24 protein-coding genes are annotated in these 23,961 nt (G+C 70.9%); 14 read left to right on the top strand and 10 right to left on the bottom strand.

The annotated features are described in order from the left end of the window. Positions 1 to 105: 105 nt before the first annotated feature. From DEJ49_RS02745 to DEJ49_RS02725, 6 genes are all read right to left on the bottom strand, one after another. A complete protein-coding gene (locus DEJ49_RS02745; RefSeq protein WP_223832694.1) occupies positions 106 to 1,497 on the bottom strand; it encodes an aminopeptidase P family protein in 1,392 nt (463 codons plus the stop codon). Between the two features lie 148 nt (positions 1,498 to 1,645). Beyond that, a complete protein-coding gene (locus DEJ49_RS02740; protein ID WP_150182207.1) occupies positions 1,646 to 2,158 on the bottom strand; it encodes a hypothetical protein in 513 nt (170 codons plus the stop codon). 32 nt (positions 2,159 to 2,190) lie between these two features. Continuing rightward, positions 2,191 to 3,411: a hypothetical protein gene (locus tag DEJ49_RS02735; RefSeq protein ID WP_150182206.1), complete on the bottom strand. Its 1,221-nt coding sequence runs from the start codon at positions 3,409 to 3,411 to the stop codon at positions 2,191 to 2,193. Positions 3,412 to 3,550: 139 nt separating this feature from the next. Further along, a complete protein-coding gene (locus DEJ49_RS35860) occupies positions 3,551 to 3,697 on the bottom strand; it encodes a hypothetical protein (protein WP_190329692.1) in 147 nt (48 codons plus the stop codon). A 124-nt stretch (positions 3,698 to 3,821) separates the two neighbouring features. Continuing rightward, on the bottom strand, positions 3,822 to 5,426 hold the full coding sequence (locus tag DEJ49_RS02730) for a SulP family inorganic anion transporter (RefSeq protein ID WP_150182205.1): 1,605 nt from the start codon (positions 5,424 to 5,426) through the stop codon (positions 3,822 to 3,824). Positions 5,427 to 5,479: 53 nt separating this feature from the next. Continuing rightward, on the bottom strand, positions 5,480 to 6,121 hold the full coding sequence (locus DEJ49_RS02725; protein WP_411757131.1) for a carbonic anhydrase: 642 nt from the start codon (positions 6,119 to 6,121) through the stop codon (positions 5,480 to 5,482). 397 nt (positions 6,122 to 6,518) lie between these two features. On the opposite strand from DEJ49_RS02725, the gene DEJ49_RS02720 reads away from it, so the two are divergent. From DEJ49_RS02720 to DEJ49_RS02710, 3 genes are read left to right on the top strand one after another with little or no spacing between them, the layout of a single operon-like run. Next, the gene (locus DEJ49_RS02720; protein ID WP_150182204.1) at positions 6,519 to 7,067 is read left to right on the top strand and encodes an AAA family ATPase; all 549 of its coding nucleotides are present in this window, start codon (positions 6,519 to 6,521) and stop codon (positions 7,065 to 7,067) included. 30 nt (positions 7,068 to 7,097) lie between these two features. After that, entirely contained in the window at positions 7,098 to 8,297 is a 1,200-nt protein-coding gene (locus tag DEJ49_RS02715; RefSeq protein WP_150182203.1) for a 4-hydroxybenzoate 3-monooxygenase, read from the top strand. Positions 8,298 to 8,353: 56 nt separating this feature from the next. Further along, a complete protein-coding gene (locus tag DEJ49_RS02710; protein ID WP_150182202.1) occupies positions 8,354 to 8,827 on the top strand; it encodes a DUF4190 domain-containing protein in 474 nt (157 codons plus the stop codon). 57 nt (positions 8,828 to 8,884) lie between these two features. Here the strand turns inward: DEJ49_RS02710 and DEJ49_RS02705 are convergent, their stop codons facing one another. Beyond that, positions 8,885 to 10,663 carry a coagulation factor 5/8 type domain-containing protein gene (locus DEJ49_RS02705; RefSeq protein WP_150182201.1) on the bottom strand — a complete coding sequence of 593 codons (1,779 nt, stop codon included), beginning with the start codon at positions 10,661 to 10,663 and terminating at the stop codon, positions 8,885 to 8,887. 346 nt (positions 10,664 to 11,009) lie between these two features. Here DEJ49_RS02705 and DEJ49_RS02700 point away from each other — a divergent pair, with 346 nt between their 5' ends. The 3 genes from DEJ49_RS02700 (at position 11,010) to DEJ49_RS02690 (ending at position 15,099) form a co-directional block, all read left to right on the top strand. Further along, positions 11,010 to 12,101, top strand: a complete 1,092-nt coding sequence (locus DEJ49_RS02700; RefSeq protein WP_150182200.1) for a DUF1996 domain-containing protein — start codon at positions 11,010 to 11,012, stop codon at positions 12,099 to 12,101. A gap of 43 nt (positions 12,102 to 12,144) precedes the next feature. Beyond that, positions 12,145 to 13,923, top strand: a complete 1,779-nt coding sequence (locus DEJ49_RS02695; protein ID WP_317850438.1) for a discoidin domain-containing protein — start codon at positions 12,145 to 12,147, stop codon at positions 13,921 to 13,923. 72 nt (positions 13,924 to 13,995) lie between these two features. Continuing rightward, positions 13,996 to 15,099 carry a LacI family DNA-binding transcriptional regulator gene (locus tag DEJ49_RS02690; RefSeq protein ID WP_150182199.1) on the top strand — a complete coding sequence of 368 codons (1,104 nt, stop codon included), beginning with the start codon at positions 13,996 to 13,998 and terminating at the stop codon, positions 15,097 to 15,099. Between the two features lie 210 nt (positions 15,100 to 15,309). Here DEJ49_RS02690 and DEJ49_RS02685 read toward each other — a convergent pair whose 3' ends face one another. From DEJ49_RS02685 to DEJ49_RS35855, 3 genes are all read right to left on the bottom strand, one after another. Then, on the bottom strand, positions 15,310 to 16,314 hold the full coding sequence (locus tag DEJ49_RS02685) for a YdcF family protein (protein ID WP_150182198.1): 1,005 nt from the start codon (positions 16,312 to 16,314) through the stop codon (positions 15,310 to 15,312). 15 nt (positions 16,315 to 16,329) lie between these two features. Continuing rightward, positions 16,330 to 16,902 (bottom strand): dihydrofolate reductase family protein, encoded by a 573-nt coding sequence (locus DEJ49_RS02680; protein ID WP_150182197.1) that lies wholly within the window; start codon positions 16,900 to 16,902, stop codon positions 16,330 to 16,332. Between the two features lie 88 nt (positions 16,903 to 16,990). After that, entirely contained in the window at positions 16,991 to 17,140 is a 150-nt protein-coding gene (locus DEJ49_RS35855; RefSeq protein WP_190329248.1) for a hypothetical protein, read from the bottom strand. 149 nt (positions 17,141 to 17,289) lie between these two features. On the opposite strand from DEJ49_RS35855, the gene DEJ49_RS02675 reads away from it, so the two are divergent. From DEJ49_RS02675 to DEJ49_RS02640, 8 genes are all read left to right on the top strand, one after another. Then, positions 17,290 to 17,877: a DoxX family protein gene (locus DEJ49_RS02675; RefSeq protein ID WP_150182196.1), complete on the top strand. Its 588-nt coding sequence runs from the start codon at positions 17,290 to 17,292 to the stop codon at positions 17,875 to 17,877. 51 nt (positions 17,878 to 17,928) lie between these two features. After that, complete coding sequence (locus tag DEJ49_RS02670) at positions 17,929 to 18,759, top strand: heparin lyase I family protein (protein WP_150182195.1); 831 nt, start codon at positions 17,929 to 17,931, stop codon at positions 18,757 to 18,759. 50 nt (positions 18,760 to 18,809) lie between these two features. Then, complete coding sequence (locus DEJ49_RS02665; protein ID WP_223832693.1) at positions 18,810 to 19,082, top strand: hypothetical protein; 273 nt, start codon at positions 18,810 to 18,812, stop codon at positions 19,080 to 19,082. Between the two features lie 81 nt (positions 19,083 to 19,163). Next, positions 19,164 to 20,528: a mycothione reductase gene (locus DEJ49_RS02660; RefSeq protein ID WP_150182194.1), complete on the top strand. Its 1,365-nt coding sequence runs from the start codon at positions 19,164 to 19,166 to the stop codon at positions 20,526 to 20,528. Positions 20,529 to 20,698: 170 nt separating this feature from the next. After that, positions 20,699 to 20,938: a phosphopantetheine-binding protein gene (locus DEJ49_RS02655; protein ID WP_150182193.1), complete on the top strand. Its 240-nt coding sequence runs from the start codon at positions 20,699 to 20,701 to the stop codon at positions 20,936 to 20,938. After that, positions 20,935 to 21,786, top strand: a complete 852-nt coding sequence (locus tag DEJ49_RS02650) for a siderophore-interacting protein (RefSeq protein ID WP_150182192.1) — start codon at positions 20,935 to 20,937, stop codon at positions 21,784 to 21,786. The genes DEJ49_RS02655 and DEJ49_RS02650 overlap by 4 nt, the downstream gene beginning before the upstream one ends. A gap of 104 nt (positions 21,787 to 21,890) precedes the next feature. Then, complete coding sequence (locus tag DEJ49_RS02645) at positions 21,891 to 22,886, top strand: ABC transporter substrate-binding protein (RefSeq protein WP_150182191.1); 996 nt, start codon at positions 21,891 to 21,893, stop codon at positions 22,884 to 22,886. Continuing rightward, positions 22,883 to 23,908 (top strand): FecCD family ABC transporter permease, encoded by a 1,026-nt coding sequence (locus DEJ49_RS02640; protein WP_150182190.1) that lies wholly within the window; start codon positions 22,883 to 22,885, stop codon positions 23,906 to 23,908. Before DEJ49_RS02645 ends, DEJ49_RS02640 begins: the two co-directional genes overlap by 4 nt. Positions 23,909 to 23,961 lie beyond the last annotated feature (53 nt).

The raw sequence follows: 23,961 nt of genomic DNA, 5'->3' as shown, positions 1-23,961 counted from the left end.
ACCACCAACGCGCGGGCCCTGCGCCGTCGTTCCGGCGTCGAGCACATGATCGACTGTACCCCATGGCGCGGGTGGAAGAGAAATGCGCGGCCAGGGCACCGGCTCTCAGGCGCGGGCGTCGAGCAGCGTGCCCATCCACTCCTCGATGCCCGCGACCGTGCGCGGGAGCGCGGCCGACATCAGGCGGGCGCCTTCCGATGTGACGACCAGGTCGTCCTCGATCCGGACGCCGATGCCGCGCAGTTCGGCGGGGAGCGTCTCGTCGTCGGGCTGGAGGTAGAGGCCGGGCTCCACGGTGAGGACCTGGCCCTCCTCCAGGACGCCGTCCAGGTACGTCTCGGCGCGCGCCTTGGCGCAGTCGTGGACGTCGAGGCCGAGCATGTGGCCGCTGCCGCACAGGGTGTAGCGGCGGTGCAGGTCGCCCCGCGCGTCCTTCAGCACCCCCCACTCGGCGAGCCCCTCCGAGATGACCCCCATGGCCGCCCGGTGGAAGTCACGGAAGCGCGCACCGGGACGCAGCGCCGCGATGCCCGCGTCCTGGGCGGCGAGCACCAGCTCGTACACCTGGCGCTGCACGGGGGAGAAGCGGCCGGAGAGCGGCAGGGTGCGGGTGATGTCGGCGGTGTAGAGGCTGTCCGTCTCCACGCCCGCGTCCAGAAGCAGGAGGTCGTCGCGGTGCAGGCGCCCGTCGTTGCGGATCCAGTGGAGCACGCACGCGTGAGCTCCGGAGGCCGCGATGGTCTCGTAGCCGGTGCCGTTGCCCTCGGCGCGGGCGCGCAGACCGAACACTCCCTCGATCCAGCGTTCCCCGCGCGGATGAGCGAGCGCGCGGGGCAGCGCACGGACGACGTCCTCGAACCCGGCCGTGGTGTGGTCGACGGCCAGCTGCAGCTGCTCGACCTCCCAGGCGTCCTTGACGAGCCGCAACTCGGAGAGCGCGGCGGCCAGTTCGGGGTCGGCGGCGGCGCTGCGGCCCGTGGGCGATCCGAGTGTGTCCAGGTGGGCGCAGCGGATGCCGGTGAGCCGTTCCGCCTCGGCGAGGTCGGGGCGGCGGCCCACCCAGAACTCGCCGTAGCGCCGGTCACGGTAGAACTCCTCGTCGCCTTCGACGCGCGGGGAGCGCGGCCGCAGATACAGCACCGCCTCGTGCCCGTGCGGCCCCGAAGGCTCCATGACCAGTACGCCGCCGGCCTGGTCCTCCCCGGTCAGGCCGGTCAGCCAGGCGTACGCGCTGTGCGGACGGAAGCGGTGGTCGCAGTCGTTCGACCGGACCGTGAGCTCACCCGCCGGCACGATCAGCCGCTCGCCGGGGAAGCGTGCGGAGAGCCGTGCCCGGCGGGCCGGGGTGACGGCGTGCGCGGGGACCCGTGCGGAGTCGGGCAGGGCGGACGGCGCCCAGGACTCCGCCATGAAGCGGGACAGCTCGGCGGAGACGGGCAGGTCGTGGCTGCCGGTGTGGAGCGGGGCGGCGGATTGCGGCAGGCCGGATGCGGTCACGAGGACTCCCTGGGGACGACGCACGGACGGACGGGCGGAGGCGCGGAGGCCGGTCAGTAAAATGTCACATTACTGTGGCGCGGTCCATGGGGCGTCCGCTGTGCGGCACCAAATCCGTTGCTGCGAAACCGAGTTGCGGCGAAGGGCTTCAGCCTTCGGAGCTGTCCGCGAGCGCCGCGATCTCCGGCAGCGAGAGCTCAAGGACCTCGTGGAGGAACCGCACGACCGTCCAGTGCGGCAGCGCTTCCTCGTCGTACGGGCCGAACGCGGCGGTGTAGAGGGGAATCCAGCGCAGCGCCTCCTCCGCCGCCGTCTCGCGCCCCGGCTCCTGCTGGTAGGCGTCGTACGACACGCTCCGGTGGTGGATGAAGTGCCCGCCGGGCAGCCGCTGTTCGCACAGTTCCCGGTACTCGCGGGTCTGCAGGATCAGGTAGTGCCAGATCTCGTCGATGTCCTGCTCGACGGGGAGGAAGAGACCGGCGAGGCGGTCCGGGTGGCGGGAGACGAGGTAGAGGTAGCGGAGGCATTCGCGGACCTGGTGGGTGACGTACGCGACGTCCGGGGCGTCGGGCTTCGCGGCGAAGTGCCGTACGACCTCGGCGTGCAGATCGGCGCCGAGCAGCTCCTCGGCGGTGGGGGCGTGCGAGACGGAAGTGTGCATGGGGACTCCGGTCCGGTGGGTCGATTGCGCTGTCACTGGGGCGCGGCCAGCCAGGCGTACTTGCCGGAGCGCCCGATCGGCACGTGGTCGCGGTGCTCCACGTGGCAGGTCCGGCCGGTCAACGCGCCGACGGCAGCGGCGAGTGCGTCGGTCTCCTCGGGTGCGAGCGGCTTGCCGTCGAACGTCGTGCACCACAGCTCGCACCGGTCCTCGGCGGTGAGGTGCAGCTGGTGCAGGAAGACGCGGGGCGAGACCGCGGCGACCCGGGCGTCGAGGTCGGCCTGGGCGACGCGGCCCGCGGGCGTGGCGAGCAGTTCCTTCTCGCGCCCACAGAAGGAGATGATCCGCTCGGGGTCGGTGCTGCCGTCGGCGGTGCGGACGCAGTCGCCGGATCGGTAGCGGACGAGCGGCATGTACGGGTTGCGGACGCTGGTGACGATGAGGCTGTGGATGCCGCTGCCCGGCTCGACCGGGATCAGCTCCACGCTCATGTCGTGGAGGTAGGGGCGGTAGCGCCCTTCGCCCTCGCTGTAGAAGAGGTAGCCCAGTTCCGTGCTGCCGAAGAGGTCGACGACGGGGCAGTCGAAGTGGCTGCGCAGATACGCGCGGACGTTCAGCGGCGTGTACTCGTAGGCGTGGATGATCCCGGCCGGACGCGGGAAGCGGTCCCACAGGTCCCACTCGGTGACCTTCCGGATCAGGTGCGCGAGGTGGTAGCTCGAGCAGTCCAGGAGGTACGCGCCCGTGGGGTGTGCGGCGCTCACCTCACGGATCTCGGCGAGCATCCGTTCGACCTCGGCGCGGTCCCAACCGTCCGGATCGAGGCGCCGGTTGAGGTACAGCGTCCGGTCGTCCAGCCAGCGTTCGCCGGGCGTCGCACCCGGCTTGCGGGCGTTGACACGGGCGACGTGCTCGGTGGCGAGGACGGTGGTCAGTGAGACGCGCCGGGCTCCCGCGTGCCAGAGGGCGCCGAGTTCGGGGTGCTCGCTCCACAGGCGGTAGTAGGAGCGGAGCAGGAAGTACGGCGGCCGGATGAGCCGCATACGGGCGTGGTTGGTCCCGGTGGACAGGACGAACTCGGCGTCGCCCGTCTCCAGGGCCCGCTCCAGTTCGGGGGTCATCCAGTTGGCGGGGAAGTCCCGGGCGATCTCCGGCTTCTCCAGGACGGGGAAGTCGCCGCGCTCGACGGACGCGCGGTACAGGGGGATGTCCCGGACCTTGGCCAGGACGTCGGCGCTCGGCAGGCGGTTCAAAAGGGCTCCGGTGCTGGGCGGGTTGGGGCCGGACGGGGGCGTACGGGGCGTGGCCGGATGGATGGACGGCGGGGCGGGGCGGTGACCGCGGCTCGTGCCGCCGTCGTCACCGCCACCGCCCGCCGCGTCAACGGCGCTGCTAGGAGATACAGCCGGTCTTGCCGGTGGCGCTGATGCAGCCCTCCTTCGAGCCGGTGCCCTGGGCCGAGTTGACCGCGACCCACTTCTGCCAGACGGACTCCTGCGTCATGCGCTTGATGAGCTGTTCCACGGTGAAAACCTCCATGGCTGATCGGCACGCCGTGCCGAAGGGTTGGGTGGGACACCGGGGGCCGGCCCCTGTGTTCTGGGTCCGGCCCCCGGAGCAGGGGGGAAACAGTGAGCGGCGGACGTCGGGCTGCAGAAGGCCGTCAGGCCTTGGCTTTGGCTTTGGCCTTGGCTTCGGGCTCAGCCGCAGGTGCTGCCTCAGCCACAGGTGCGGCCTCGGCCTCGATCGCCGGAAGCGTCTTCATCCGTACGGCTTCCGTGCCGCTGTCGTTGTGCCGCAGCGCCCAGTTCTCCAGCGTCGTGCGGCAGGCGTGGTCCAGGTGGCGCAAGGCCGTCAGGTCCAGCTCGATGGGGCGGTCCTGCGGCATGGCCTCCAGGGTCTCCAGGATGCGCGGGAGCCGCAGGAACGTGGCGTTGCCGGTGAGGGTCACCACCATCCGGCCGTCGGTCAACTCCCGCACGTCCACGTGGACATGGGAGGTGTCCCAGGCGGACTTGGCCACGGCGAGCACCAGGCCGAGGATGACGCCCTCGAACATGTTGGTCACCACGATGGCGATCGCCGTGACGGAGAGGACGACGGCCTCGCCGCGGTGGGTGCGGGCGAGCGGGACGATCTCCTTGACGGGGATCAGTTTGCAGCCCGCGTGGACCAGGACACCGGCGAGCGCCGCGAGGGGGATGATGCCGAGCGCGGCCGGCAGGAGCACCGCGAACAGCAGCAGCCACGCGCCGTGCAGGATCCGGGAGAGCGGCGTGCGGGCCCCGGCGTTGACATTGGCGGAGCTGCGCACGATCACCGCGGTCATCGGCAGGGCGCCGAGCACGCCGCACACCGTGTTGCCGACGCCCTGGGCGACGAGCTCCTTGTCGTAGTGCGTGCGGGGACCGTCGTGCATGCGGTCCACCGCGGCCGCGCTGAACAGGGATTCCGCAGAGGCGATCAGGGTGAACGCGAGGACGGTGCCGAGCACCGCCACGCTGCCCAGCTCCGCGAGGTCGCCGAGACCGGGCGGCTGGACGGCGTCGACCATGCCGCGCACCGACACGTTCGCCACGTCGAGGCCGAACCCGGCGGTCGCGGCGGTGGCGAGGGCCACGGCGGCCAGCGGGGCGGGCACCACGCGTGCCGCGGAGGGGAGCTTCGGCCACAGCACGAGGACGGCGATCGTGCCGAGTCCGACGGCCGCCGCGGTCAGCGCCGTGGTGTCCCCGACCGTGTCGGCGAGCAGCCCGGGCAGACCGGTGATCTTGTCCACGCCGGACAGGGGCTGCTTCGCCCCGGCCATGGTGTAGAGCTGGCCGAAGATCAGCACGAGGCCGATGCCGGCCAGCATGCCCTGGACGACGGAGACCGATATCGCGCGGAACCAGCGGCCGCAGCGGAGCAGACCGAGGACGATCTGCAACGCGCCGGTGAGCAGCACGATCGCGCCGAGCATGCTGAGCCCGAACTCGCGCACGGCCTCGAAGACGAGCACGGTGAGTCCGGCGGCCGGGCCGCTCACCTGTATCGCGCTGCCCGGCAGGCAGCCGACGACCAGGCCGCCGACGATGCCGGTGACGAGGCCGAGTTCGGCCGGAACGCCGGAGGCGACCGCCACGCCCACGCACAGCGGCAGGGCGACGAGGAAGACGACGAGCGAGGCGAGGATGTCCCGGCGCAGCACGCCCGGTTCGCGCAGGGCGCGGTAGGGGGAGCGCAGGGCGGAGGGAGAAGCGGAGGGAGATGGGGGAGAGGAGGACATGAGGGTGGGGGTCCTGTCGTGGGAGCGGGCCGGTCGATGAGGAGCGGCGGTGCTCACAGCGGACTGAACGACTCCTGGCCGGTGTCCGACGGCCGGTGGGTGCTGACGGTGCCCGTGTGCACTTCGTAGTACCAGGCGTGCAGCGTCAGGGAGTTGTCGGCGACGCGCTCGCGCACACAGGGGTACCCGCGCAGCCGCTCCACCTGCGCCAGTACGTGGGCCTGGACGGCCTCCGCCACGTCGGGCGAGGTCGCGGCCAGTGAACGCAGGGCGGCGTCGGGGCCGACGGAGTGCTCCAGCCAGTCGCGTACGGCTGGTACGGCCGACAGGTCCTCGCGTCGCACGAGCGCGCCGACGGCGCCGCAGTGGGAGTGTCCGCAGACGACGATGTCGCGGACGCCGAGCACGCACACCGCGTACTCGATGGTGGCGGCCTCGCTCATGGGGCCTTCGGCGCGGCCGTCGATGCCGGCCGCGGGGTAGGGCGGGACGACATTGCCCGCCGTGCGGAGTTCGAAGAGCTCGCCCGGCCGTGCTCCGGTGATCAGGGCCGGGACGACGCGCGAGTCGGAACAGGTGACGAACAGGGCTTCGGGTGACTGCCCGGCCTCGAGGGCCCGGAAGGCCGCTGCGTTGTGGGGGTCCGCCACGTGCGTCGCGGCGAACGAACGAGCGTTGTCGATCAGTGACTTCAAGGTGGCCTGCCTCCTGCGTCGCTCCGGCGGGCCCGGGAACGCGGTGTGGTCGGGTCGGTGGTGACGGCGGGGCGGCACTGGCCCGCCGTGACGGTGGGCGGGTGTCGCCCTGGAGACAGCCTGGTCGGCCGTCGTAACCATCACTTTGCCATCGCATTACCGACTGATGACAGAGCAAAAACTTGCCAAAGATTGAGTAATTACCGCCCCTGAGCTGGGAATTGGTCCAGCAATCAACCGTTGGGCAAAGATCGCGGTGGAGAATGTGTGGGCGATGTGAAGCAATTCCGTTCGCGCCGCGTTGCAGACGCATCGAAAACGGGGTGAGCCCCGCGGCCCGCCGCGCATAAGCTGACGCTGTTGATTCGGGTCGTGAGCGTCGGAGAGTGGGAAGCACATGCCGGACACGTCGTTCCAGGGGCAGATCGTCGACACGGAACCGGCGCCGCACGTGTTCCTCGTCGTCGGCATCCCGGGGTCGGGCAAGAGCTCCGTGTCGGACGCGCTCGCCCGCAGGTTTCCCCTCGGCGCGCACATCGAGGGCGACCACCTCCAGGACCTGATCGTCTCGGGCAGCCACCTTCCGCAACCCGAGGAAGACCTCGAAGCCGACCGCCAACTCCTCCTGCGCGCACGCAACGCGGCCGTCCTCGCCCGCAGCTTCCACGCGGCGGGAGTCGTCCCGGTCATCGACGACGTGGTCGTCCGCCGCGCGCACCTGGAGTTCTACCGGGAGCACCTGAAGGACCTGCCGCTGCGCCTGATCGTGCTGGCCCCCTCCATCGACGTCGTGTCGCGGCGCCTCACCGCGCGGGACAAGGTCCTCGCCGACGACTGGTCGTTCCTGGACGAGGCGATGCGCGCCGAACTCCGCGGCGAAGGCGAGTGGTTCGACAGCTCCGCGCTGGCGCTGGACGAGACGGTCGACGCCATCCTGGCGACCTGACCCGACCGACCTGACCTGAAGGGACGGGCCGTGTTCCGAGACCTCACGCGCACCACGGTCGGCATCGTCGGCGCGGGCCCGGCCGGTCTCATGCTCTCCCACCTCCTCGCCCGCGAGGGCATCGACTCCGTCGTGGTCGACCACCGCACCCGGGCGCAGATAGAGGGGACCAGCCGGGCGGGCATCCTGGAGGCGGACAGCGTCCGGCTGCTGACCGACACCGGAGTCTGCGACCGCGTGCTGCGCGACGGGCAGCGGCACGACGGCATCGAGCTGCGCTTCGAGGGCACCGGCCACCGCATCGACTTCCGGGGACTCGTCGGCGAGAGCGTCTGGCTCTATCCGCAGACCGACGTGTTCACCGACCTCGCCGACGCCCGCGAACGCGACGGCGCGGACGTCCGCTTCGGCATCACGGGCACCCGGGTCGTCGACCTGACGACGGAGCACCCGGGCATCCTGTTCGACGGCGCCGACGGACGGCCCGGCGAAGTGCGGTGCGACATCCTGGTCGGCGCCGACGGGGCGCACGGCGTGTGCAGGACCGCGGTGCCCGAAGAATCCCGTACGCACTATTACCGCGCGTACCCGTTCGCCTGGTTCGGCATCCTCGTCGAGGCACCGCCCAGCGCCGCGGAACTCGTCTACACCCACTCCGAGCGGGGCTTCGCCCTGATCAGCCAGCGCACCGACACCGTGCAGCGCATGTACTTCCAGTGCGACCCCGACGAGGACCCCGCGGACTGGTCCGATGACCGGATCTGGACGGAACTGCAGGCCAGGGTGGCCGGACCGGACGGCTTCTCGCTCAAGGAGGGGCCCGTCACGGACCGCTCGGTCCTCAGGTTCCGCAGCCTGGTGTGCGACCCGATGCGGTACGGGAACATGCTGCTGGCCGGGGACGCCGCCCACACCGTCCCGCCCACCGGCGCCAAAGGGCTCAACCTCGCCCTGGTCGACGTACGGGTCCTGGCCGAAGCAGTGGAGAGCGCCGTCCGCACGGGCGACCGCGCCGCCCTCGACACGTACGGGCCCCGGGCGCTGCGCCGCGTCTGGCGGGCCCAGCACTTCTCCTACTGGATGACGGCGATGCTGCACCGGCACCCCGACGCCACCGACTTCGACACGCACCGCCAGCTCGGCGAGCTGGCCGCCGTGACGGATTCGGCCGCCGGGTCCACGTACCTCGCCGAGGCCTACACCGGGTGCGGCCCCTCGTCCTCTGGGTGAGGATGACCGAAGGTCATGATCGTCGGCTCGGGGACCAGGAAAGGCGAGGTCAGCGGATGGCGGCTTACGACGGCTCGCAACCGCAGGGATGGCAGCAGCCGCAGGGAGGGCAGGGGCCGCAGGGATGGCAGCAACCCCAGCAGCCCCCGCCCGGTGCGGCACCCGGCCGGGGCCTCGCCATCGCGGCGCTCGTCCTCGGCATCCTCGCCTGCGTACTCTTCTGGACGGTCGTGGGCGGCGTCCTGCTGGGACTGCTCGCCGTGATCCTCGGCATCGTCGCCGCGGTGCGGGCGCGTCGCGGGCGGGCCGGCGGCCGGGGCATGGCCATCACCGGGGCGGTCCTCGGGCTGCTCGGACTGATCGCCTCGGGGCTGATCATCGCCCTGGGTGTGTCGATCCTGAATTCGGACTCGGCGCAGACCTTCAAGGAGTGCATGAAGGACGCCGACAGCCAGGACGACCGCCGTGCCTGCGAGAAGAAGTTCAAGAAGGAATTCGAGAAGGACTGGGACCGGGAAGTCGGGAACTGACCGTTCCGTCCTCCCCGGCCCTGGCCGTGGCCCGGAGCACGCCTCACGTAGGACGGCTCACGGGTAGGAGACGACCGTCGACGGCACCGTCGAACTGCCCGACGTGGCGGAACCGGTGTCGTTGATGACGTGCTCGTACTGGCCCATGCCCCCGAGCGACACGACCAGCAGGTCGTGGAACTTGACGCCCGGCGTCCGCGGGGCCGCAAACCCGTGGTCCTGCCGGATCGACGGATCCGACGTGTAGTTGCAGTAGCTGCCGAGGCCCCAGCCCTCGTGGGACGTCACCGAACCCGCGACCTTGTAGGCGGCGAAGCCCTTCACATTGCCGTCCTGGATCGCCGCCTGGTTGGGCGCGTCGTACGCCTTCTCGTTCTGGAAGAAGATCGTGCGTCCCCGCTGCCCCGACCACTCCACGTCGTACTTGTTGAAGTGCTCCACGAACAGGCCGGTCGCCAGGACGTCGTCACCGCGGACGTGCACCCCGTAGTCCGCGCGGTTGGTCTCCCAGCCCACTCCGGCACCGTGGTCGGCGCGCCACACCCAGGTGTGGTCGATGATCGTGTGACGGCTGTTGACCTCCATGCTGAGCGTGGCCTTGCCGGGCCCCGCGCCGCCGATCCTGATGAAGACGTCCTGGACGGTGATCGGGTTGGCGGAGTGGTCCCTGGTGGAGCCCCGCGGCCCGACCTGCAACAGCACGGGTGAGTTGACGGGACCCGCGTCGATGAGGAAGCCGGCGAGCCGCACCCCGTCCACGTCGGCGACCTTCATCGCCGAGGCGCCGCCGTCGGGCACGAGCGTGGCGTAGCCGAGGCCGAGCACGACGGTGTTGGCGCGGTTCACCTCGATGGCTCGGTCGACGTGGTAGATGCCGGGCGTCAGGAGGAGGTGGAGGCCCTGGGCGAGGGCGGCGTTCATCGTGGCGGCGCTGGTGCCGGGCTTGGCGACGTAGAACTGGTCGAGCGGCAGCGACGTGCCGCGCGGTGTTCCGTTCCCCCAGGTCGTGCCGCGCGCGTTGGTCCGCTTCTCCGGCAGGAACACCCGGTAGTCCGCGCCGTCCAGGTACAGGAAGGGCTTCTCGCGCGAGATCGGCGTGGTCTCCAGCGTGGTGTACGGGGGGTTCGGGAAGCTCTGGCCCGGCGCGCCCTGTACCCCGGAGAACACCATGTTCCACACGGCGTTGACCCAGCCGCCCACGGAGCTGTCGCGGGTGTACCACTGCTGCTGCGAGTACGGGCCGACGCTGCCGTCGATCCTGCTGTCGGCGATGTAGCCGCCGCTGGCCCAGCCGTAGCCGTTGGGCGCGAGGTTGAGCCCGCCTCTGATGTGCATGCGCCGGAAGGGTGCCGCCTGCGCCACGGCCCACCGGTTGGTGCCGTTGACCGGGGTGAGCGCGAGGTTCTCGGCTGAGCGCCAGAAGTTTTGCGTGGCGTTGCCGTTGAACCAGCCGGCGTCGACCGTCACGTCACCGTTGATCGAGGTGTCGTCGGGGGAGAGGCCGAGCCCCGCTATCGAGGTGTAGAAGCCGAGTTGGGCGTTGAGCCCGTTGTACGTGCCCGGCTTGAACAGCAGGGCGTACCGCCCGGTGCCGAACTGCGCGCTCTCCTGCTGTTTGAAGATCTGGTCCAGCTTCGCCTGGATGCCCGACGTGGAGGGCGAGAAGACGATCACGTTGGGCCCGAGGTCGCCGCCGCCCGGCAGGCGACGAGCGGCAAGGGGCCGCGCCGCGGTGGCGGAGGCGGACGCGGGGGAGGCGGCGGCGCCGAGGCCCGCGGTGGCGGCCGACGCGGCGATGGCGCCCAGAACCGTGCGGCGTGTGGGGGTGGGTGGCATGGGGGCTCTCCTGTTTCAGGAAGTGAACGATCGGGAGCCGGGGGAGCGCTCTCTTGACCGGGAATAGTTCATCCGCGTGAGGGGCGCGTCAAGGGGTCGCACGCCAGTTACCGGTGTTGTCCCTGATGGAACATCAAGAAAGGCCTGTACAGGGCCGCTTGGCGTCGAGAAAAAGTGCGGGACGGTGCCGCCGGGGGGTGGAGGGCGCCGTGGTGCGGGCGTGGCTCGGAAGCGTTCACTTTCTATTGACACGCTCACACGACGGCCACGACACTCCGAGTCGGGAGAGCGCTCTCCCGAACCACTGGCAACCCCATCGATCCGGCTGACTCGGCAGGAGGTCTCCATGGCACGGAGATCGAAGATCATCTCAGGGTTACTGATATCCGGCGCGCTCCTGGCGACGTCGCTCGGCGTGGGCGGCATGGCAGCGGGCGCCGACTCCGCCCCCGCCCCGAGCTCCGCGCACCACCACCAGGGCCACACGATGGCGGCGTCCACCGTCACCGCCGCGGAGGACCGCGACGGTGACGGCACCATCCCGGCGTCGTCGCCGGTCACCGGCGCGAAGCCGGCACTGAAGGAGGGGGTGAAGGCGCCGCCCCACCGCTACTTCCACGAGTTCCAGGCCAACTGCTCGGTCACGCACACCAGGCCCGACGACCCGATCGTCTACCCGGGCCAACCGGGCAAGTCCCACGACCACACCTTCATGGGCAACACCACGACGGACGCGCACAGCACCACGGACTCCCTGAAGCGCGGGAACACCGCGTGCAAGGCGCCCGGCGACAAGTCGGCGTACTGGATGCCCACCCTCCTGAAGGCCGGGCAGCCGGTCCTCCCGGTGGGCCCGCAGGTCATCTACTACAAGGCCGGCGTCACCGACTACACCAGCGTGCGCCCGTTCCCGGAGGGGCTGCGCTACGTCGTCGGCAGTCCGACGCAGAGCGCCGAGGAGTTCCGCCGCCACCCCGGCTTCGTCGAGGGCTGGGAGTGCGGTGAGAGCTACTTCAACGTGGACATCCCCAAGAACTGCCCGACATCGGCGGACACCCAGCTCAACATCCGCTTCCAAGCGCCGAGTTGCTGGGACGGGAAGAACCTCGACACGCCGGACCACCAGAGCCACATGTCGTACCCGACGGTGAAGCCGGGCACGAACGACAACATCTGCCCGGCGTCCCACCCGGTGGCGGTGCCGATGATCGAGTTCAAGATGGCATTCCCCGTCAACGGCGACCTGTCGCAGGTGAAACTGGCGAGCGGCGCGGGCCACTCGTTCCACTACGACTTCTTCAACGCCTGGGACCCCGCGACGCTCAAGGCCCTGGTCGACCACTGCGTCGTCGGCGGGCTGCAGTGCAACGCCCGCGGATACGACGAGACGCACCCCGAGGCGGGCGCGGCGCTCGACGAGAACTACGAACTCCCCTGACCGGCGCAGGCCCATTCCACCTCACCCCCACAGGAGACCCCCCATGCCCGGAGTCCGCATGCCCGGAGTGCGCACACCCCGTCCGCCGACGAGACGGCGGCGCCTCGCCGTGCCGCTCACCGTCGCCCTGCTCGCCTCAGGTGCCCTCGCCCTGCCCGCCCAGCAGGCCGGTGCCGCCGGCAGCGTGGTGAAGGTGACCGGCTCGCAAGGGAACTGGCAACTGACAGTCAACGGCTCCCCCTATCAGGTCAAGGGCCTGACCTGGGGGCCGAGCGTCGCCGACGCCGACACGTACATGCCCGACCTCAGGTCCATGGGTGTCAACACCATCCGCACCTGGGGCACCGACGCCTCCAGCAAGCCGCTGTTCGACTCCGCCGCCCGCCACGGCGTCAAGGTCATCGCGGGCTTCTGGCTGCAGCCGGGCGGTGGCCCCGGCAGCGGCGGCTGCGTCAACTACCTGACCGACAGTGCGTACAAGAACCAGATGCTCGAAGAGTTCCCCAAGTGGGTGCGGGCCTACAAGGACCACCCGGGCGTCCTGATGTGGAACGTGGGCAACGAGTCCGTGCTCGGGCTGCAGAACTGCTACACCGGCGCCGAGCTGGAGCGCCAGCGCGATGCCTACACCACCTTCGTCAACGACGTCACCAAGAAGATCCATGCCGTCGACCCCGACCACCCCGTCACGTCCACCGACGCGTGGACCGGCGCCTGGCCCTACTACAAGAAGAACGCCCCCGACCTCGACCTGTACGCCGTGAACTCCTACGACGCGGTCTGCGACATCAAGTCCACCTGGGAGCAGGGCGGTTACACCAAGCCGTACATCGTCACCGAGACCGGGCCCGCGGGGGAGTGGGAGGTGCCCGACGACGCCAACGGAGTGCCGCGGGAACCCACCGACCGCGCCAAGGCCGAGGGATACACCAAGGCCTGGAACTGCGTCACCGGCCACAAGGGCGTCGCACTCGGCGCCACGATGTTCCACTACGGCACCGAGTACGACTTCGGCGGCATCTGGTTCAACCTGCTGCCCGCCGGCCAGAAGCGGCTCGCGTACACCGCCGTGAAGAAGGCGTACGGCGCCGACACCTCCCGGGACAACACCGCGCCCGTCATCTCCTCGATGAACGTCGAGGGCGACGCCGCCAACGTTCCGGCGGGCCGCGCGCTCACCCTCGCCACGCAGGCCACCGACCCCGACGGGGATGCCCTGAGCCACGAAGTCCTCGCCAACAGCATGTACATCGACAAGGACAAGAATCTGACGCCCCTGCGCCACACGGACCTGGGCAACGGTCGCCTGAAGGTCACCGCGCCCGACCGCACGGGCGTGTGGAAGATCTACGTCAAGGTCACCGACGGCAAGGGCAACGTCGGCGTCGAGACCCGCTCGGTGCGCGTGGTGGCCCCGCCGGTCGACGGCACGAACATCGCCCTCGGCAGGACAGCGACGGCCTCCTCCGAGCAGGCCGGTGGCGGCGACTGCCCCTGCACCGCCGCGGGCGCGGTCGACGGCAAGGCGACGACCCGCTGGGCCAGCGACTGGAGCGACCCCCAGTGGCTGCGGGTCGACCTCGGCTCCCCCCGGTCGTTCCGGCACGTCCAGCTCAACTGGGAGACGTCGTACGCGAAGGCGTACACGATCCAGACCTCCGACGACGGACAGAACTGGCGGACCGTCCACGAGGTGAAGGACGGCAACGGCGGCATCGACGACTTCGACGTCGACGGAACGGGCCGCTACGTACGGATCCACGGCACCGCCCGCGGCACGGGATGGGGCTACTCGCTCTACGAGTTCGGCGTGTACCAGTGACCCCATGAGCCGCCGACGCACGACGGGAGAGCGCTCTATCTCCGTGCTGTGCAGGGAAGTTAGAGTGCACGCATGGAGAGACAGTCGCTGACGCTCGAGGACGTGGCACGGGAGGCGGGGGTCTCCCGTGCCACGGTGTCGCGGGTGATCAACGGAGTGCGCAACGTCGACCCGGCCATCCGGGACGTGGTGCGCGAGGCGATCGAGCGCACCGGGTACGCGCCCAACCGCGCGGCGCGCTCCCTGGTCACCCGGCGCACGGAGACGTTCGCGCTCGTCATCTCGGGCGCGGGCGAGGAGAGCGACGGCGAACGGGGCGACGACGGCGAACGGGACGACGGCGAACGGGGAGACGGCCGTCCCGGCGACGGCGTGCAGAACGCCTTCGCGGCACGGGTGTTCGCCGACCCGTTCTTCGGCCGCGTGATCAGCGGCGTGGTCGGCTTCCTGCGGCCGCGTTCCATGCACCCGGTCCTGATGGTCGCCGAGAGCGCGGCGGCCAGGAAACAGGTGACGGAGTTCCTGCGGCAGGGCAGTGCCGACGGGGCGCTCGTCGTCTCCACGCACGCGGAGGACCCGCTTCCGGCCCAGCTCGTCGCCGAGAGCCTGCCCGCCGTGTGCTTCGCACGTCCCACGCAGCCCGTCCCGGTCAGCTACGTCGATCTGGCGCACCGCGAGGGCGGACGGCTCGCCGCCGAACACCTCCTCGCGCGGGGCCGACGGCGGCTCGCCACCGTCACGGGACCACTGGACCTGCCGGCGGGGCAGGAGCGGCTCGCCGGTTTCCGGGAGGCGCTGGAGCGGGCGGGGACGGCGTACGTGCCGATCGCCGAGGGCGCCTTCACTCGGGAGAGCGGCGCGGCGGCGATGGTGGAACTCCTGGCCGGGCACCCCGACCTCGACGGAGTGTTCGTGGCCAACGACCTCATGGCCCAGGGCGTGTGCGAGCTGTTGCGCGAGCGGGGCGGGCAGGTGCCGCAGGAGGTGGCGGTGGTCGGCTTCGACGACTCCAGCGTGGCGCTGACCTGCAGGCCGCCGCTCACCACCGTCCGCCAGCCGGTGGAGGAGATGGCGGCGGCGATGGCGCGGCTGCTCCACGAGCACGTGCGGGGCGTACGGACGGAACCGACGTCCCTGATCTTCGAGCCGGAGCTGGTGGTGAGGGACTCGACGTGAAGCGGACGGAACGGTTGGGCGCGAACGTGTGTACGCGCCCGCCCCGTGGGCACGCGACGGGTGCAGGGGTGACATCCTGCCGGAGCCGCTGACCGGTCAGTGGGCGGCTCCACCTCCGAGCTGAGCGGCCGCGCGCCTTCGTGGGACAGGGACGCGGCCGCTCATGCGTGTCCGATGCACGGACGACTCACCGCCCGTCCGACCGGCCCTCTAGCGGGCCGCCCACGCCAGGACTCCGGCCAGGACGAACAGCAGGCACATGGCGATGTTGGTCCGCTTGTAGGCGACAAGGACGGCCACGAACTCGCGGATCGTCGCGTTGGGCCAGAAGTACGCCGCTGTGGTCGAGCCGACCACCTGCCCCCTGACACCGGCCCGGCGGGCCATGAGCGCCGCGCGGAACGCGTGGTAGTTGTTCGTGACGACGACGCACCGGTAGTCGGCGCCGGTCTTCTCCATGATCGCCTTGCTGAACCGCAGGTTCTCCTCCGTCGTCGTCGACCGGTCCTCCCGCTCGATCAGCTCGGCGGGGAAGCCGCGCTCCACCAGGTAGTCCGCCATTGCGTGCGATTCCGGCAGGTCCTCGTCGGGGCCCTGCCCGCCGGAGGTGATGAGCACGGGGGCGGCGCCACGCTTGCCGAGCAGTGCGTGCACCTCACGCGCCCGCTCCAGACGGCTGGCGAGGAGCGGCGGCACCGTGGACCCGCCGACGAGGCCGGAGCCGAGGACGACCACGTAGTCGGCCTTGCGGCGGATGCGCATGCGGCCGTAGAGAAACGCGTACACGACGAAGCTGAGGAACAGGAACGAGAGGTAAGCGGTGAGACCGAGCGCCGCCGTGCCCACGCCGACCAGCACCGGCGTCCGCAGCACCGCCGCCGTGACCACCAGGGCCACGACGCCGATGACACACAGGGCACCCATCAAGGACAGCAGGTTGGAGGGGCTGCGGCCCTCCTTGCGCACCATCTGCAGTCCGTTGAGGAAGAGCAGGCCCACGAGCACGAGGATGCCGACCGCCCCGAGGGCGAGCAGCGTGGAGGCGACGACGAGCCCGACCGTCGAGCCGGACGAGACCAGCCGGTACATCCAGGCCGCGAGGGCGCAGAGCGCGGCGAGTCCGAGGAGCACCGCGTTGCCGAACCGGCGGCGCTCGCGCACCATCCGCCAGCAGAAGACGAGGAAGAGCAGGGCCGCCGGGGCGTAGAGCAACATTCGCACAGATTAAGGTCAGTGCAGGACGTCGAACACATTCTTCTGCAGGCCGTTGGCGTAGGCCTCGTGCTCGACGAGCCGCAGCTTCTGCGCGTCCTTGTCCGCGTCGCTGAACAGTCGCTTGCCCGCGCCCAGGAGGAGCGGGAAGACGAGCAGGTGGTAGCGGTCGATCAGACCGGCGTCCGCGAGGGCCTGGTTGAGGGAGGCGCTGCCGTGGACGATGATCGGGCCGCCCTCGGTCTTCTTCAGCGCGGCGACGTCGTCGAGCGAGCGCAGGATCGTGGTCTCGCCCCAGTTGTCGACGAGGTCGCCCTCGCGCAGGGTGGTGGAGACGACGTACTTCGGCATCACCTTGTAGTCCGCGAAGTCCTCCATGCCCGGCCAGACGGGGCTGAACGCCTCGTAGCTGACCCGGCCCATCATCATCGCGGCGGCCTCCTGCTGCTCCCGGCCCTTGATCTCGTACGCCTCCGGGAGGAAGTCGATGTCCTTGAACGTCCAACCGGAGTTCCGGTAGCCGGGTTCACCTCCCGGAGCCTCCACGACGCCGTCGAGCGAGACGAAAGCGGTGCTGATCAAGGTACGCATCTGAAGGCTCCCGGAAGTCTTGGTGTGCGGCAACTATCTCTGAAGACCGCCGCACACGCAGGAACTCATCGCCCGCCCGGCCACCGGCTCAGTGACGGCGTCCCCGCAACCGGGAGAGGAGCGAGCGGGCCTGCGCGCGCTTGCGCGGGTCGGCGGCGGCGCGGCGCGCGGACGCGATGGTGCGTCGCCCCTGCGGGGTGCGACTGTAGGCCCTGAGGCGTGAGATCAGTCCGGCCATGGAGTCCTCCTCGATTCGTTCCGCCGTCCCGCGGTCCTGCCGTCACGGCGGGGGTGCGGTCGGTCGGGCTTCGGTTGCTGTTCCCGTACCCGGAGCGGCCCGCCTGATGCCGTCTGACTGACCGCCCGCATTTCGGGCAGCCGATGGGCATGGCTGTTCTCAGGAAATGCGCACGCCCGATGCTCGCCTCCGTCTTCGTCACGGGCGGGCTGCAGACCCTCCGGGACCCGCAGCGCGCGGCTCCCGCCGCCGAGCCCGTGGTCGCGCCCGTGGCCTCCCGGATCCCCTGGCTCACGGAGGACCCCGAGCGGCTCGTCCGCATCAACGGCGCGGTCCAGCTGGGCGCCGGCCTGATGCTGGCGACCGGCCGCGTCCCGCGCGTCGCGGCCCTCGCGCTCGCCGGCACGCTGGTGCCGACGACCCTGGCGGGGCACGCGTGGTGGAAGGAGAAGGATCCGGAGCAACGGGCCGCCCAGCGCACCCAGTTCACCAAGAACCTCTCGCTGCTCGGCGGCCTCCTCATCGCGGCGGCCGACACCCACGGCAAGCCGTCCCTCGCCCACCGCACCCGCACCGCGGCCGCGACCGGCCGCAAGGCGGCCCGCCGCACCGGCCGCGACGCCACGAAGGCGCTGAGCGGCGCGGCGGGGGACGCGAAGGGGACGGTCCGGTCGCTGACGGGGAGCGCGCAGAAGACGGTGGCGCGTCAACAGAAGGCTGTGGCACGCCGCTTCTGAAACCTCCGGTGTGAAAGCGCTTGCTGTCGTGGTGGGGGGAGTGGCACCCTCGTGGCCGCCCCACCCCCCACCTCGCAGGAGCACGCCGTGAACCGGACCGCGAAGACACTGACCTGGGCAGGCGGCATCGCCGTGGCCGGCGTTCTGGCGTGGGCTGTCGCCGCGCCGCACGCCGCCGACCTCGCGGCGCACGACAGCGGTGGGCGCACCGAGCAGGCCAAAAACGGCGGGAGCGCCAAGAGCGCCAAGAGCGTGCTGTGGGACGGCGACGCGTCCCGCGGGCTGGGCGTCTTCGGGACCACCCTGTGCGACGCGCCCGGCAGCGTCACCGTCGACAACTGGGGCACGGCCCGCGGTGACTTCTTCAAGTTCAACAAACCCATCGGCGTACCGCGCTGCGAGGCGCACAACGTGCGGACCGCGAGCGGCGAGTACGCCTTCCGTGACGGACGCACGTACTGGTTCGGGTGGGACTCGATGACGAAGACGGGGGAGGCGCAGACCGTCTTCCAGTGGAAGTCCAACGGCACCAACGACCAGCACAGCCAGAACTACCCCGTCATCATGAAGGTCGAGGACGGCAGGCTGAAGGTCTGGTACGTCGCCCCCGGCGAGGAGTGGATCGCCATCGGCTCCGCCCCGTGGTCGGCCGGTGCCTGGCACTCCGTCCAGCTCGGCATCACCACGAGTTCCGGCAGCTCCGGGAAGCTCTCCGCGTACCTGGACGGCAAGGAGATCGCCTCCCGCACCGGCGCCCGTACCTGGGACGACCTCGGCAACAAGCCGCGGTGGGGCACCTATTGGGGCACCGACGGGAGTACGGCGGCCATCAACTGGATCGACGGTCTGGCGATGGGGGAGTCCCGGGCCGACGTCGACTAGGGCCGGTGCGGGGCTGGTTCGGGCGCGGACTTGGGGGCATCCGGCGGAGTATGACGACACATGATGAGCACGGCGGCCCGTACGCCATGGGTGAGATGGAGCGCGGCACCCAGCAGAGACTCGAGGCGCGGCAGCGCATGCGGACCCTGGCCTGGGGCGCCCTGTGCGTCCTGCTCGCCGTCTGGTCGGTGGCCTGGGGCGTCGGCGCCGCCAGGGGCACGGCCAACGCGTGGGCGTACTTCCTGCCCGGGGTCGCCCTCCTGGCGATGGCGCTGTGGGCGCGCCGCTCCGCCGTCCGCAACAGCCCGCCGCGGCACCTGTGACAAGCCCGCGCGTGCGGACGGACACAGGGGTGGGCGCGGCTCCGGAGGTGTGCCGAGGTCATATGTGGATACTCTCCGTATATGCGACACCATGATCTCCTCGTCCTCGGCGTCGGCTCCGGAAACGTGCTGATCGACGACCGCTTCTCCCGTCTGGACGTCGCCGTCGTGGCGGAGGGTCCCTTCGGCGGCACCTGCCTCAACGCGGGCTGCATCCCCAGCAAGATGCTGTCCGTGACGGCCGAGGTGGCCGATGGGGTACGGGAAGCGGATCGGCACGACGTGCGGGCGACGTCGGACGGCATCGACTGGCCGGCCGTCCAGGAGCGCGTCTTCGACCGCCTCGACTCCGTGTCGCGGGACGGCGAGGACGACCGCCGCGCCTCGGACTTCGTGACCGTGTACCGCGGCCGCGCCCGCTTCACCGGAGAGCGCGAGCTCCTGGTCGAGACGGCCGACGGGACCGAGACGCTGCGCGCGGACCGGATCGTCGTCGCGGCGGGCGGCCGCCCCGTCGTCCCGCCCCCGGTCGCCGACTCCGGTCTGCCCTTCGAGACGTCCGACACCGTGATGCGCCTCGACGAGGTGCCCGAGCGGATGGTGGTCCTCGGCGGCGGCTACATCGCCGCAGAGCTCGCCCACGTCTTCCACGCGGCGGGCACCGACGTCACCGTCGTCGAGAAGAAGGACACGCTCCTCGCCGAGCAGGACGAATCGGTCGCGGCGGCCTTCACCGACGCCGTGCGCGACCAGTACGACCTGCGGCTCGGCCGCGAGCTGGTCCGTGTGGAGGGAAGCCCCGGGCGGCTGCGCCTCACGCTCGACGACGACGCGGTCGTCGAGGCCGACACGCTGCTCGTCGCCGTGGGCCGCGAGCCCAACAGCGACACGCTCGACCTGGACAAGGCGGGCATCGCGTGCGACGACAAGGGAATGATCGAGGTCGACACGCAGCTGCGGACCGGCGCCGAGGGCGTCTGGGCGCTCGGCGACATCATCCCCGGACCGCCCTTGAAGCATGTGGCCAACCGCGAGGCCGAAGTGGTGGCCCACAACCTCCTGCACCCCGACGAGCCGCGCACGATGTCGTACGACGTGGTGCCCGCGGCCGTGTTCACCCGGCCCCAGATCGCCCAGGTGGGGCTCACCGAACAGGAGGCCCGCGAGCGGGGCAAGGAGTACGTGGTCGGCACGCGCCGGTACGAGGACGTGGCGTACGGCTGGGCCCTGGAGGAGACCCAGGGCTTCTGCAAGGTGTTGGTGGACCGGGGGACGGGCCGCCTGCTCGGCGCGCACGTGCTGGGACCGCAGGCCGCCACCCTCATCCAGCCGCTCGTCCTCGCGATGACCTTCGGGCTGACGGCGCGGGACGTCGCCGAGCGTCCGCTGTGGATCCACCCGGCCCTGACCGAAGTGGTCGAGAACGCCCTGCGCGACGCCATGTGACGCTTCGACACGCGGCACGCGAGACGCGGCCATCGGCACGGAACAACGGGAGGCCTTCATTCAGGCCTCCCGTTTTCACGTGATCACCATGGCTAAGTTAGGTTAGCCTTCCCTGAGTACGGGCCGGGGGAGGAGAGCCCGTGCTGCGTGTTTTCCTGAAGGAGCGTCCGATGAACCAGAGCTTGTCGCCCGAGCGCGTCCGCGCCGACATCGCGGAGCTGCTCGACTGCGACCCCGCCGAGATCGCTCCGGACGAGGACCTGTTCGACCTCGGTCTCGACTCGGTGCGGATCATGACCCTGGTTCAGCGGTGGCGTGCCGCGGGGGCGACCGCGCTGGAGTTCCCCGACCTGGCCGAGCAGCCCGAACTGGGCCACTGGACGGCTCTCCTGACGGAGCGTGCCGCGTGACCCGGGTCGACCACCGCCACCGCCACCTGGACCGGATCGCCGAGGTCCGCGAAGGGTCGCACGCCGAGAAGGTGGGCTATCCGATCGGCATCCGGAAGACCGAGGTCGTCCGCACCGCCAAGGTCGGCGAAGGGCTGCTGCGGCTGACCTTGGGCGGCCCCGGCACCGAGGGGTTCGAGGCGCACGCCCCGGACGAGCACGTGAAGCTCATCTTCCCGGAACCGGACGGCGAGCTGCGGCTGCCCGAGCGCAACGGGGCAATGCTGCGCTGGCCCCGGCCCGCGCCCACCTCGCGCGAGTACACCGTGCGCCGCTACGACCCCGCCACGGGCGAACTCGACATCGACATCGTCCCGCACGACGGCGGCCTCGCGTCGGACTGGGCGCACACGGTCGAGCCCGGCGCTGTCGTGCACGTCGCGGGACCGCCCGGTGGCCTGATCGTCCCGCACGCCTACGACCGCTATCTGCTCGCCGGTGACATCACGGCCCTGCCCGCCATCGCGCGGTGGCTGGAGGAGCTGCCGCGGACCGCGAAGGGCTGGGCGTTCGTCGAAGTCGCCGACGCCGGCGAGGAGATCGAGCTGTCCGCGCCCGAGGGCTTCGAGGTGCGCTGGCTGCACCGCGGCGGGCTGCCCGCGGGTACGGGCGGGGCTCTGGAGCGTGCCGTGACCGCGGTGACCGTGCCCGAGGGGGAGCGCGTCTACGTGTGGGTCGCCGGTGAAGCGGGCCAGATCAAGCCCCTGCGCCGCTGGGTCCGCGACGAGTTGGGGCTCGGCAAGGCCGACCACGACATCACCGGGTACTGGAAGCGCGGCGTCGCCGACTTCGACGAGGACGACCACTGATCAACCGGCCGGACCGGGCGCGCGACATCGTCACGCGCCCCGATTGACCTGCCGAGAGGGCCATCTACTAAGGTGAGCCTTACCTAAGTAACAAGGAGCGAGACATGTCCATACGCAGATCGTCGGGCCTGGTCGGTGCCGTGGCGCTGGCCCTGTTGGTGACCGGGTGCGGTTCGTCGGACGGCGGATCGGACGACTCCGGCAAGGGGAAGACCCGGACGTTCGCTGCGGACAACGGCAAGATCAAGATTCCGTCCGACCCGAAGCGTGTGGTCGCCACCGGCTACGCCGTCCCGGCCCTGATCGAGGGCGGCGCCCCCCTCGTCGGCATCTCGTCCTGGAAGCGGGGCGAGTCGATGATGAGCAAGCAGGACCTCGCCACGTACAAGAAGACGCCCAAGGTGGCGGGCGAGCTCGCGACCGAGACCAACTACGAGGCCATCGCCGAGGCCGAGCCCGACCTGATCGTCATCGGCGTGCCCGCCCCGGTCCTCGGCGACATCGACGTCAAGCGGCTCGAAGGCATCGCTCCCGTCGTCGCGATCGGCCCGACCGTGCCGTCCGCCTGGCGCAAGCTGGCCCACAAGCAGTCCGACGCGGCGGGCGCGCTGAAGAAGTTCGACGCCGCGAAGGAGAAGTACGAGACCGAGGCCGGCAAGCTGGCCAAGAAGTACGCGAACGTGCTGCCCCAGCTGAAGCTCGGCCACGTCGGCGCGTACGGCGAGACCGCGAAGGGCACGTTCCAGCGCGAGTTCGGCGGCTCGTGGGGCACCAACATCGCCGAGGACGTCGGCGCGAAGTACTACGGCAAGGTCAAGGAGCCGGGACCCGGCTCGAAGGCCGTCAGCGAGTACCCCTCCATCGAGGAACTGCCGGACGCCCTCGGCAAGGCCGACGCCATCACCTACTCCGTCAACCCCGACGGCAGCGTCCCCAAGCCGGTCAAGTACGTCATGGACTCCAAGCTGTGGAAGAACCTGCCCGCCGTCAAGGCCGGCAAGACCTTCCCGATCCGCTACACCGAGGCCGCGACCTATGGGCAGGCCATGCAGACCCTGGACGCGATCGACACGTCGTTCGCTCCGCTCCTGAAGCGGTGACCGTCGCGGGCCGCGCCCGTGAGGCGGCCGGAACCGGAAAGACCGTCTCGCGGACCGGCCTGCTCGTCGGCGGCCTGGTGCTGATGGCCGTCGTCGCCGTGCTCAGCATCGGCATCGGCGCCCGCTCGGTCGCGCCCGGCGAGGTCGTACGGGCCCTGTTCGACTACCAGGGTTCCAACGACGACCACGTGATCGTGCGGGACGTCCGCGCGCCGCGCGCCCTGCTCGCCATCGTGGTGGGCGCGGCCCTCGCGGTGGCGGGCGCCCTCATCCAGACGCTGGCCCGCAACCCCCTCGCCGAACCCGGCATCCTCGGGGTCACGGCGGGGGCCGGATTCTCCGTCACCATCGGCTCGGCGCTCGGGCTGACGGTCGATCAAGCCGGTGAGCTGGGCTTGGCGGTCATCGGCTCGGTCGTCGCCGCACTCCTCGTCGTCGCGGTCGGACGGCACTCGCCGCTGCGTCTGGTGCTCGCGGGCGTCGCCCTCACCGCCGTGCTGAACGGCGTCGCCCTGGGCCTGCGCCTGATGCTCCCCGACACCTTCGACGCGTACCGGTTCTGGTCGGTCGGCTCCCTCGCGGCCCGCGAACAGGCCCCCATGGCCCTGCCCATGACGGTCATCGCCCTCGCCCTCATCGGCGCGCTGCTGCTGAGCCGGGCGCTCAACGCCCTGTCGCTCGGCGCGACCGTCGCGCACACCCTCGGCGCGAACGTCGGACGCGTGCGGGTCGCCGCCCTCGTGCTGATCACCGTGCTCAGCGGCGCGGCGACCGCGGTGGCGGGACCCATCCTGTTCGTCGGCCTGATCGTCCCGCACCTGGTCCGCAGGCCCGCCGGCGGCTCCGTGCCGTGGCTGATCCTCTACACGATGGTGCTCGGCCCGATCCTGCTGCTCGTCGCCGACATCGGCTCGCGCGTCCTGCTGCCCACCGGCGAGGTGCCGGTGGCCATCGTGACCGCGTTCCTCGGCGGCCCCATGCTCATCTGGGCCGTGCGCCGCTACGGGGCGGGGTCGCTGTGAACACACTCGTGACGAGAAGAGCCGTGCACACCCTCATACCGAGAACCGAACGC

This window comes from Streptomyces venezuelae (assembly GCF_008642335.1).
Classification (GTDB): Bacteria; Actinomycetota; Actinomycetes; order Streptomycetales; family Streptomycetaceae; genus Streptomyces; species Streptomyces venezuelae_F.
Note: the sequence above shows the minus strand (reverse complement) of the source record. Positions and strands in the feature narration are given on the sequence as shown.